This window comes from Algoriphagus sp. 10J20-15 (genome assembly GCF_055809615.1).
The window spans coordinates 13,162-24,224 of record NZ_JBVVUG010000035.1 but is presented as its reverse complement, the minus strand read 5'-3'; the positions used below and the strand labels follow the sequence as shown (position 1 = coordinate 24,224).

The window sequence follows — 11,063 nt, the reverse complement described above, 5'->3', positions numbered from 1 at the left end:
CTACACTATGGATCATTCACATCACAGCAGTACGCAACATGCCTCTCCTCATAAGGAAAAGCATGAAATGAAAGGAATGGAAGGCCATGATCACAGCATGCATCTATATGCGATATGATCGAAGATTTCAAAAAACGATTTTGGATTTCATTAGTGATCACCTTACCAATAGTAGTCCTTGCACCGATGATTCAGAGCCTTGTAGGGTATGAATTCAGATTTGACGGTGATAGATACCTACAGTTTGCACTTTCATCAATAGTCTTTTTTTACGGTGGCTGGCCTTTCTTAATCGGCATGGTCGATGAATTGAAAAGAGGAAACCAGGGATTATGACCCTGATAGCATTGGCTATTTCGGTAGCCTGACTTCTGATAGCTCCGCAGTGGTATTTGGCTTATCAGGAAAAATGTTCTTTTGGGAGCTCGTCAGTTTAATCGACATCATGTTGCTGGGGCATTGGATAGAAATGAAATCTGTTATGGGCGCATCAAATGCCTTGCAAGAACTTGCAAAGATGATGCCCTCCGAAGCAAGGAGAATTAAGGACAATGGAGAATCCGAAGATGTACCAATTGCAGAGCTAAAGTCTGGAGACACCATTCTGGTGAGGCCAGGAGAGAAAATTCCAGCTGATGGACAGGTTCTCGAAGGAAGCGGTCATGTAAATGAATCCATGCTTACCGGGGAGTCCAAGCCTGTAGCAAAGCAAAAAGACGATGAAGTAATAGGTGGGTCAGTCAACGACAACGGTGCACTGAAAATCAAGGTGAAGCACACCGGTGAAGACTCCTATTTGTCTAAGGTCATCGGATTGGTGACAGAAGCACAGAAAACTAAGTCTAACACTCAAAATCTGGCTGACAAGGCAGCAGGCTGGTTGTTTTACATCGCTTTGATTGCAGGGATTATCACCTTGGTAATCTGGCTAAGCTTAGGCAAAGATTTCAACTATGCGCTGGAGCGAATGGTAACGGTCATGATTATCTCCTGTCCTCACGCACTTGGATTGGCGGTGCCATTAGTAGTCGCGATTTCTACATCAGTTTCGGCTAAGCATGGCTTATTGATTCGAAACAGGACAGCTTTTGAAAACTCTAGAAAACTGACCACCATCATATTTGATAAGACTGGAACCTTGACCAAGGGGGAATTTGGAGTGACTCGATTCAAAAGTGTAAATGCAGAAACTGACGATCTAGAATTACTTGCCATCGCAGCTGCTCTTGAAAATAATTCTGAGCATCCAATCGCAGCTGGAATAGTTAGGAAATCCAAAGAACTAGATCTGAAACTTGACAAGGCTGAAAACTTCCAGAATATCACTGGAATGGGTATAGAAGCTAATCTCAATGAAAAAGAAATCAGCATTTTAAGCCCTGGAGGATTAAAACAAAAAGGAATCGAACAACCTGAGGGAGCTTTCAAAACAGAAGACGAAACAGTAGTCTTTGTTCTTTCTGATGAAAAATTAATCGGCTTCATCGCTTTGGCGGATGAAATCCGAGACGAATCCAAAGAAGCAATAGAAACCCTCAAAAAGCAAGGGATAAAAATTCTTATGGCAACAGGGGACAATGAAATAGTTGCAAAGGCTGTAAGTGAAACACTCGGGCTGGACGGCTACTATTCTGAAGTAATGCCAGAAGACAAGCAGAAGATTATCAAAGATTTGCAAGCAAAAGGTGAATTCGTGGCAATGACCGGAGATGGTGTCAACGATGCCCCAGCTTTGGCTCAGGCAGATGTTGGAATCGCTGTGGGATCAGGAACTGACGTTGCTGCTGAAACTGCCGATATCATTTTGGTCAATAGTAATCCAAAAGATATTGCCAATTTAATCCTTTTCGGGACAGCCACTTACAGAAAAATGATGCAGAATATCTGGTGGGCGGCAGGCTACAATATCGGTGGCAGTACCTCTGGCTGCAGGAGTATTAGCAGGTGTAGGAATTATTCTTAGCCCTGCAATCGGAGCAGCTTTGATGAGCCTCAGTACTGTGATCGTAGCGCTTAACGCACAATTATTAAAAAGACAAATTAAATCCTAAATAAACGTGCTTTACTTATAATTCCCTGTGAGCAACTAAATCAATTAAGTAACCAATTTAAAATTCAAAATTATGAAAACTCAAAAATCAATTTTATCGCTGGCACTCATTGCCGGACTGGCAATTTCCCTTATCGCCTGTGGAGAGAAAAAACTAGATGACCACGCTGAAGGATCAGAAGAACATAACCATAAGGCTATGTCTGAAACTATGGAAAATATGGATCAAGAAATGACCATGGCCGGAACTGCTTCTAAAACAGAACTTATTAACGAATACTTGGAAATTAAGAAAGCTCTAAGTGCCAACAACAAAGAGGATGCTGCCAAAGCAGCATCCAAACTTGCTGAAAATGCCAAAACGATCTCTTTCGATCAGGTATCTACTGATAATAAAACAACTGTAAATGAAATTCTTGAAGTTATTCAAGAACACAGCGAACACATTGCCAAAAGTGAAATGGATCATCAGATTGAACATTTTCAGGCCATGAGTAAGGATTTTGAAGATCTACTGGCCATTGTAGGTTCGGACAGAAAACTTTATGAGCAATACTGCCCAATGTACAATAATAATGAGGGGGGTATGTGGCTGAGTGATTCAGAAGAAATTGTTAATCCTTTGTTTGCTGGAAAGATGCAAACCTGTGGTTCTGTTAAAAAAGTAATTGACGTCGGGTGAAAAAGGCAACCTTGGTTTACTTGTTTATACTCATAATTGTATTGGTGGGAATTCAATTCATTCCCACCAACCACAATCCAAACATACCTGCAGGTCCCGATGACTTTCTGATTCTCAATAATACCCCAGTCCAGATAGGAAAGATGCTTAAAACATCGTGCTACAACTGTCATAGTGAACAGATCAACTACCCTTGGTACAGTAATTTTCAGCCAGCAGGCTGGCTATTAAATAAGCATATCCGAGAGGGAATGGCAGAGTTAAATTTCTCAGAATTTGGTAATCTATCTGGGCGGATGAAAAAGATGAAATTGGAAAGTATGATCAAACAAATTGAGCAAGAAAAAATGCCTATCCCTTCTTATACACTGATTCACAGAGATGCAATATTGTCTGATTCTGAACGGAAGGAGCTTACAACTTATTTAAAAACTCTGAATTAACCCTAAAATCTACATATGGAGAGGCCTCTTGGATAGATTAAAAATAGATCGCAAAAATGAAAAATATACTCAATAACAAGCTTGTAATGCTTGTCACCGTATTGGTGGTAGGAATAGCTGTAGGCTGGCTGACTAAACCAGATACAGCTCCGAACATGGAAGTGGATGAACATGATCATGTAGAATCGATTGCAGGAATACCTATTACGTACACATGCTCCATGCATCCTCAGATAAGACAGAATGAACCAGGTGATTGCCCTATCTGTGGAATGGATTTGATCCCTCTGGAAAATGAAAATGCAGAAGCTGACCCAATGGCTATCACAATGTCTCCTACTGCTATGCAATTGGCAGGTATCCAATCATTGGTCGTTGGAAATTCTTCAAGTGACAAGTCAATAAGGCTCAATGGAAAGATCCAAGCTGATGAACGCCAAAACTATACCCAGTGCAGCCCATATTTCTGGGAGAATAGAAAATCTGACAGTCAACTTTACAGGAGAGTATGTTAAAAAAGGTCAGACTTTAGGACAACTCTATTCTCCGGAATTGGCTACAGCTCAAGAGGAATTGTTTCAGGCTCAGAAAATTAAACAATTCTAGGCACTTTTTGCTGCGGCAAAATCAAAACTGAAAAACTGGAAATTAACAGATGGTCAAATTGATCAAATTCTGGCAACAGGAAAAGTAACTGAACAGGTACCAATTTTAGCTAATGTTTCTGGATACGTGACTGAGAAAATGGTGAATCTGGGTGATTATGTAAACCGTGGAGAGCCTATCTATCAGATCGCTGATCTCAGCAAAGTTTGGGTGCTGTTTGATGTTTATGAGTCAGAATTACAATGGATTAATAAAGGTGATGAGATTCGAATTTACTGTGCAGTCACTTCCAGGAAAGACTTTACAGGGAAAGGTCAGCTACATAGACCCCATGGTCAATCCTCAGACTAGAGTTGCGAAAGCAAGGCTGGACCTGAGCAATTCTAACCTTAAGTTCAAGCCGGAGATGTTTGTTTCAGGAAAAGTTGAGAGTGAAGGTTCCTCAGAAGGATAATAGCATTGTGGTGCCAAAAACTGCGGTAATGTGGACTGGAACCCGTTCAGTAGTATACGTTAAGACAGCTACAAATCAGTCCGTAACCTTCCAACTTAGAGAAGTGACTCTTGGCCCGGCTCTGGGGGATCATTATCAAATAGAATCGGGGTTGTTGCCAGGAGAAGAAATAGCAGTGAATGGCACATTCAGTATAGATGCCGCTGCGCAATTGGCAGGAAAACCAAGCATGATGAGTCCTGATGGAGGTGCAGGAATGTCTGGGCATAATCATGGCGGTATGGCAATGCCTGTTTCAAATACCTCAGCTACTGCAAGTCCAGAACTTATGTCTCAAGATGCTAAAAATGAGTTTGAAACTCTTTTTGATAGCTATTTTGAGTTAAAGATGCTTTGACCCAGAGTCAAAATCTGTTTTCGATCTCCGCAAGGAAAATGAAATCAATCATTTCAAAAGTAGACATTAGCAAATTTAAAGGTGATCCCATATGAGTTGGATGAAATATGAAAACCACCTTAAAACCCATCTTGATAAGTTTGTTGAGCAAAAATCCCTTGAAGAGGTGAGAAATTCTTCCTGCAATATTTCTGATGAAATGGTAGGAATGGCAGAGAAATTTCCATCCCTATCCTTCAAAAATATATGTTCAACATTGTCCTATGGCAGATAGTAATAGAGGCGCAGATTGGTTAAGTCTCCAGGATAAAGTAGTCAACCCATATTTCGGCCCTTCCATGCTTAGCTGTGGGGAAGTAATTAAAATAATCGACTAATTGCACGAATCCAACTTGTTAAAAATCAATTTTTATTCGTACACCTCGTACACCTCGTACCCCTCGAACCGTACGAATTTTACGAGGTGGAAATGAGAGTCAAAACCATTCAAATGAATTCAATTCTGAAAAACGCTAAAACATTCAAATATGCAGAAATTTCAAAGGTTCATTTTCTGATTTAGACCATACAGAAAACAGGTTCGTTTTCTGCTTTTCACATCAAAAAGAAAAAAGATCATTCAAAAACCAAAAACACAAAAATGGGGTTATACGGCGATTAGGGCTACATTTGAAGGGTTTCAAAATGATACGATTCAAATAAATTTAAAATAGTAAAAGCAAAATGAACCTGTCCCAGTTTTTGTCCCAGTTTTTCTATAACTGACTGAAAAACAGACTAAGTTTGTAGCGCCGTTCCCGCTACACTAGCCGATCAGTAATGATCGGCTTTTTTGTTTTATAAGATTTTTGATGCGGGCTGTGGATTTAAATCTATTTCCCAAGGGTCTGGTTGATACAAATTCGCCCCCACCTTTTTATTGATTTTGGAGCTTTCATCCCATAATGCTTTCAAAGAAGTTCTGTTTCTTTTGTTTTAAAGAACTTCCTGTCACTGAGATTTACAGAAATGATAAGAAGAGCTAAAAGAAAAAAATCTAGCCAGATCCCCAGCTAGATTTAAATCTATTTACTTTATTAATGCGCTTATTTTTACTGGGCATCCCAAAATACTCTGGATAGTAAATTATCCCCTCCGATTGCCGTTGCAGCAGCGGTATAATTTTTGGTATTGGTGCAAGCCTTCTTCGTCAGGATAGGAAAATCTTCGTACAAAAGCCACCATTCAAATTATTGTTGGCTAGGCATTTGGACTTAAGCTTGGAAAGCCACTTCTTAAAATTCGCAAAAGCTTCTGTACCATTTCTGATATTTACCACCCAATATTGAGTGTTTATCAGTTCCAAGGCATTAGTCGAATTGAAGGCGACATCAGGATGCTCCAAATATGCCGTAATTTGCTCAGCAGTTATTGGATCCGTTTGTGGATAACGATCATAATTCTTAAAATCTGCTCTAATTCCATTTTCATAATACGTCTGGTATAACGCAGTTACCCATCCTCTGTGGGCGGCTTCTGCGAGTAGCAAAGAAGTTTGCGCATAAGTCACCCAAAAGTCAGGAGCATCAGGGGCTGCAACCGAATAGATATTCATTTGTGAATAGTTAAGACCACCACCTCTCGATCCTCTGTAATCACCATTCGGATCAGCTAGAACTGTACTAATGACTCCTATAGGCACGCCAAATTGATTTTCTAAATCTGTATCAGGATTTAAATCGTTGGCTACTGCGGCGGGGTCCTCAAAAGTAGCTATGATATATGGAGCACGAGGATCATTAGTTGATTTGAGTTGATTCACGAAAGGCTCAGCAGCATAGTTGAAATAGGAAAAATTTCGCAAGTTATTATTGTCGCCCTGTGCATATAAGGTTCCATCGTCACTTCACATAGGCGTTGTCTTCATTTGAAGTCATCACACCTGCATTGAAAGCTTGGGAGACGATCGATTGAGCTTTTGAGGGGTCAAATCTTGCTATATCGCATTCCTAGCCTTAAGAGAAGAGAGTTTCCTAGCTTTTTCCATTGCTCTACTTGCGCCGGCGCACTACCCGCGGGGCTTTCACTATTATTGCCAAAGAAAAGATCTTCGGGTACATAGTCAGCTCCGGAATTCAATCCTGCAATGGCTTCTGACCAGTTCTTTCTGAAGATCAATGTATATGGCTTCATCGTCATCGTATGCAGGGAAAAACACCCCGTCTATTACTGCATTTCCTGCTTCGAAATAGGGTACATCTCCATAAGAATCCACCAGTCCCATAAATGCTTGAGCTTTCCAAATTCTAATCATATTTAGCAGGTTGATGCGATCGGTGTCCTTTCCTAAAAGAGCAATCGCTTGGTTCATGTTTTTGATAGGTTCAGGATAGGACAAATTCCATTTACCATTACTTAACCCGTCAATGTCTTCATTAAAGTTGAAGCCTAATGTTGCTCCTTGATTATATGGATTGACGAATTGTTGTACAATCGTGTGTTCTGCTGCATAACCTCCCAAGGGAGTTCGTTGAGCCCCTGCGAAGAGCAAGGCCGGATCAATGTCCGTTACTGCGTACGGATTTGTATTTATATCTATAAAATCCTTATCGCATCCACTAAGGGAAATAATGGCAGAAATAGCGAGGATATAGTATCTTATCGATTTCATAATATTAGAATTTAACATTTAAGCTCAAATTGAAATTTCTGGTGGTAGGCAATGAGGAATTTTCATAACCTGCTCTAAAGTCACCGGATGACTGCACTGCCTCAGGGTCTAATCCTGGGAAGTCTTTATAAAGGATAGCTAGATTCCTTGCAGCCGCAAGAGACAGAAAGACCTTTTACAAACTTCATGAATGGCACATTACTTACAGCCTCTGTTAGGTTATAGGAAATGGAAACGTTTCTAAGTTTCACGAAGTCCGATTTAAAAATAAATGGATCTCCAATCTGCTGGTTTCTATAATCAGCATAGAAGCTTTGTAAATTGGTAACCACAGTGGTATTAGGCTCTCCCAATTATCATATACGCCAGGGAAAATCAATCCATTTTCACCCTCTCTACGTCCTTGTAGGGAAAGCTGAGAATGACCTTGTCTAAGCATGTTTAGGTGTGTCGACGACATGACCATACCGCCGAGTTTGTAGTCAATATGTACTCCTAGACTCAATTTTTTATAGGTAAACGTATTCGTCCACCCTCCTGTATGCTTTGGTATTGAGCTTCCGATTGGCAAAAAACCATTCGTGTCTTCTCCACCTGGTGTAGTGCTATTCAGTCGGATCTTAATCTGCCTTGATTGGTTACTAGAATGTCACCATTTGCATTCCTAAGATAGGTTCTGGTATACAGTTGGTTCATTGGGAGGCCTTCTGTGTATCTTAATTGCCCTAGAAACTCATTTCCTGTGTCGTTAAAAGATACTCTAGCATAGTTCCGCTCTCATTGCCCACGTCTAATACTTCAGTAGTCAAGTATGCGCTATTCCACGAACTCGTCCATCTGAAATTGGAGGTTTCTATAGGAGAATATTCAATCAAGAATTCTAATCCGCTATTTTTTAATGAAGCTGTGTTTTGTTTTGAATCCGTATAGCCGGAGGCATTGGAAAGTTGCACATCCAAGATTTGGTCGGTCGTTATCTTTTCAAACACTCCTATGTCTAACAATAGGCGATTGTTAAACAGCCTCATTTCCAATCCGATTTCCTTTTCAGTAACAGTAAATGGCTCCGAGGTTTGAATTCGGAGCAAAACTTCAGTTTTACTCCAGCTAGTGTCTGCCCATTAAATTGGTTTTGATTTATACTATAGGTTAGCAAACCTATCATAGGTCCCTACTCCATTAGCACTTCCTACTTCTGCCCATGAGCCTCTTAATTTGGCATAGGAAAGCCAATTGGCACTTGGCATGAGTTCGGAGAAAATAAAACTACCTGAAATGGATGGGTAGAACTTGGAATTGTTTTGGGGGTTGAGGACAGAAAACCAGTCGTTTCTACCTGTGAAATTCAGGTAAAGGATGCCGTTATAACCAAATTCAGCTAGGCCATAAAGTGAGTTTACACGACTCTCGGAGAAACCATAGCTCTGATTTTTTATCGTCCCGTTTGCAATCGAATATAGATCAGCTACTACAAAATTACTCGCATCCTGACTCATGTTCTGATATTTTGTACGCCAGGTATTGCCACCAAAACTAACGTCCACCGAAAACTTTTCCCATTGCTTATTTCCTCCTACCAAGAAGTCAGCATTGATATCAGAAGTAGTAGTTTGTGAAAGATTATATGACCCACGATAAGTGCCATCACCTTGGAATAATAGTAGTGGAACCGGTGCCATTTAATCTGTTCCATTCCGCCGAAAGCATTGCCATCATCGTAATTCAACCTGCCTTGAGCATATAGCCAATCGGTGATTTGATACCTTAATGTCGCTGTACCGAGCAATCTACTTCTTTTCTCGTCAAAATATTGCTTTCCTTGCAATGGGTAAAAAGGATTATTTATAGTGCCTAAAAAACCATTTGTGCGAAACTCCGCGCCAGTTTCAGGATTTACAGCACTTTCTCTGTATGCTTCATAAGGAGTGGAAATTCCCATACGGTTAAAAAAGTTAATTGCCCCATCTCCCTGCGTACCTATTTGAGGCGGGTTAAGGTTATGTTCATTCGCATAGTTTATATTTAATTGAAATGATAGTTTATCGGATAAACTATGATTAATTCCCACATTAAATATACGCTTGACGTATTCATTCATTGGCTGTATGCCAGTCGCATCCACATTTGAAAATGAAACACGGAAACTCCCTTTACTGTTCCACCAGAGATCCCAATGGTGTTTGTCCAGTTTGATCCAGTTTGTAAAAAATCATATAACTGGTATGGATTGGCAGAATAAGGTGCTCATTTGTCCATCAAAATTGATCGTTGGTGCCCCGTCTAACCTTTCTCCGAATCCAAATTGCCCGTGAAGATTGGGCTTCGCCTTGCGTTTAGGTCTCACACCTCCAGTACCAATTCCATACTCAGTTTGGATTAATTCGATCCAGAAAATTTAGTGGAGTAGAAGAAGTATAGCTAGTGGTGAAATCTACGCCGATTCCTTGACCTTCTTCCCTGATTTGGTTGTAATAATAATGGCGCCATTTCGCAGCTCTAGCTCCATAGATTGCTGCTGCTGTAGCTCCTTTGAGTACAGTCATGCTCTCAATATCGTCCGGGTTGATATTCTGTAGATTATCACCTCTGTCGCGCTGTTGCCCATTTCCATTTACTCCACGCGCACCTTGATCCATAGGTAGGCCATTGATTACGATGAGGGGAGCATTATTAGCTCCTGCAAAGGCAGATTGTCCTCGAAGTCTGATTTGTGTACTAGACCCTGCACCTGCTGCAGGAGGAGTGATATTTAGTCCTGCTACCTTGCCTTCCAGTGATTCCATCACGTTGGTAGTTCTGTTTTTAACCAATTCATCTGTGTTAACAAAGGTCGCAGAATAGCCTAATTTCTTGGATTCCTTTTTGATACCAAGAGCTGTGACTACAACCTCTTCCAACGATTTTTCATCTACTTCTAGATTTACATTGATTTCAGCTCTGTTTCCGACGATGACTTCTGTGGTAGAATAGCCTATAAATGAGAAAGTAAGTATACTGTTTTCATCTTCAACCTCTACAGAATATTTTCCATCTGCATTAGTTACCGTTCCTGAAGACGAACCTTTTACAATAACTGAAACTCCAGGAAGAGGCATGCCTGTTTCATCAAATACAATACCCGTGACTATTATAGAAGTGGGAGTTTCTGAGTATAATTCAATGCTATTTAAGGCAGTTCCTGTAGGTGTTTCGAGTGAGGTATACATCTCATGTGCATGAGTTATACCTCCGGTATGCAAAAATATCGCAATACCGAATATCAGGTAATTTTTTTTCATTATTATGGGTTTTGGTTAGTGATAGTGAACTTCTCCCATTGACCAAATAGTTACAGAAGTATATTTTATTGTATTTAATAAAATAACTTCTGTAACTAGGTTTAATAGGTTGAGTTATTCTTATTGATAACAAGTTAAAAATTACTATTTATCGATACTTCCAAAAATAACCTCCTAGTATTTTGAACAAAAAATAGCTTCATCTACAATAGGTGAATGAAGCTATTTGAATAACACATTATAGATGCTTTGGGGAGATAAAAACTAGGTAATACAGTTAATTGGAATTATGAATTCAAAACATAGTTTTTTTATTTAAAGTAAATTATATAGTGCGTTGGAATAATATGCCGGCTAAAGTTCACTTTGTAGTCTTGCGATATCTGCGACTCCTTATGTAATTTGGAACTTAAGCGCTCAAAAATTGAAAAATATTTCATGTAAGCCGTATTGTTTTGGTAGTTTGGTTTCAAAAGTAGTGGACATTACTACTGACTTGGCTG

12 protein-coding genes and 1 pseudogene are annotated in these 11,063 nt (G+C 39.9%); 7 read left to right on the top strand and 6 right to left on the bottom strand.

The window, feature by feature from the left end; genetic code table 11:
* Positions 1-7: 7 nt before the first annotated feature.
* The 7 genes and pseudogenes from AC0L6R_RS13870 (at position 8) to AC0L6R_RS13840 (ending at position 4,632) form a co-directional block, all read left to right on the top strand.
* Positions 8-2,051 (top strand): annotated as a pseudogene (locus AC0L6R_RS13870) (copper-translocating P-type ATPase).
* Between the two features lie 72 nt (positions 2,052-2,123).
* Positions 2,124-2,732 (top strand): DUF3347 domain-containing protein, encoded by a 609-nt coding sequence (locus tag AC0L6R_RS13865; RefSeq protein WP_473271766.1) that lies wholly within the window; start codon positions 2,124-2,126, stop codon positions 2,730-2,732.
* A gap of 20 nt (positions 2,733-2,752) precedes the next feature.
* Positions 2,753-3,175: a heme-binding domain-containing protein gene (locus tag AC0L6R_RS13860; RefSeq protein WP_473271765.1), complete on the top strand. Its 423-nt coding sequence runs from the start codon at positions 2,753-2,755 to the stop codon at positions 3,173-3,175.
* Between the two features lie 56 nt (positions 3,176-3,231).
* Complete coding sequence (locus AC0L6R_RS13855; protein ID WP_473271764.1) at positions 3,232-3,690, top strand: heavy metal-binding domain-containing protein; 459 nt, start codon at positions 3,232-3,234, stop codon at positions 3,688-3,690.
* A 217-nt stretch (positions 3,691-3,907) separates the two neighbouring features.
* Complete coding sequence (locus AC0L6R_RS13850) at positions 3,908-4,132, top strand: hypothetical protein (protein ID WP_473271999.1); 225 nt, start codon at positions 3,908-3,910, stop codon at positions 4,130-4,132.
* On the top strand, positions 4,041-4,235 hold the full coding sequence (locus AC0L6R_RS13845; protein ID WP_473271987.1) for a hypothetical protein: 195 nt from the start codon (positions 4,041-4,043) through the stop codon (positions 4,233-4,235). The genes AC0L6R_RS13850 and AC0L6R_RS13845 overlap by 92 nt, the downstream gene beginning before the upstream one ends.
* Entirely contained in the window at positions 4,192-4,632 is a 441-nt protein-coding gene (locus AC0L6R_RS13840) for a permuted SH3 domain-containing protein (protein WP_473271763.1), read from the top strand. The genes AC0L6R_RS13845 and AC0L6R_RS13840 overlap by 44 nt, the downstream gene beginning before the upstream one ends.
* Positions 4,633-5,821: 1,189 nt before the next feature.
* Here the strand turns inward: AC0L6R_RS13840 and AC0L6R_RS13835 are convergent.
* The 6 genes from AC0L6R_RS13835 to AC0L6R_RS13810 all read right to left on the bottom strand — a co-directional run bounded on the left by AC0L6R_RS13835 (position 5,822) and on the right by AC0L6R_RS13810 (position 10,560).
* Complete coding sequence (locus AC0L6R_RS13835; protein WP_473271762.1) at positions 5,822-6,475, bottom strand: SusD/RagB family nutrient-binding outer membrane lipoprotein; 654 nt, start codon at positions 6,473-6,475, stop codon at positions 5,822-5,824.
* Between the two features lie 258 nt (positions 6,476-6,733).
* Complete coding sequence (locus tag AC0L6R_RS13830) at positions 6,734-7,282, bottom strand: SusD/RagB family nutrient-binding outer membrane lipoprotein (protein WP_473271761.1); 549 nt, start codon at positions 7,280-7,282, stop codon at positions 6,734-6,736.
* 725 nt (positions 7,283-8,007) lie between these two features.
* Positions 8,008-8,370, bottom strand: coding sequence for a TonB-dependent receptor domain-containing protein (locus AC0L6R_RS13825; RefSeq protein ID WP_473271760.1), 363 nt, complete (start codon positions 8,368-8,370; stop codon positions 8,008-8,010).
* Positions 8,371-8,424: 54 nt separating this feature from the next.
* A complete protein-coding gene (locus AC0L6R_RS13820; RefSeq protein WP_473271759.1) occupies positions 8,425-8,778 on the bottom strand; it encodes a hypothetical protein in 354 nt (117 codons plus the stop codon).
* A 77-nt stretch (positions 8,779-8,855) separates the two neighbouring features.
* A complete protein-coding gene (locus AC0L6R_RS13815) occupies positions 8,856-9,404 on the bottom strand; it encodes a hypothetical protein (protein ID WP_473271758.1) in 549 nt (182 codons plus the stop codon).
* Between the two features lie 244 nt (positions 9,405-9,648).
* Complete coding sequence (locus AC0L6R_RS13810; RefSeq protein ID WP_473271757.1) at positions 9,649-10,560, bottom strand: carboxypeptidase-like regulatory domain-containing protein; 912 nt, start codon at positions 10,558-10,560, stop codon at positions 9,649-9,651.
* Between the last annotated feature and the right edge of the window lie 503 nt (positions 10,561-11,063).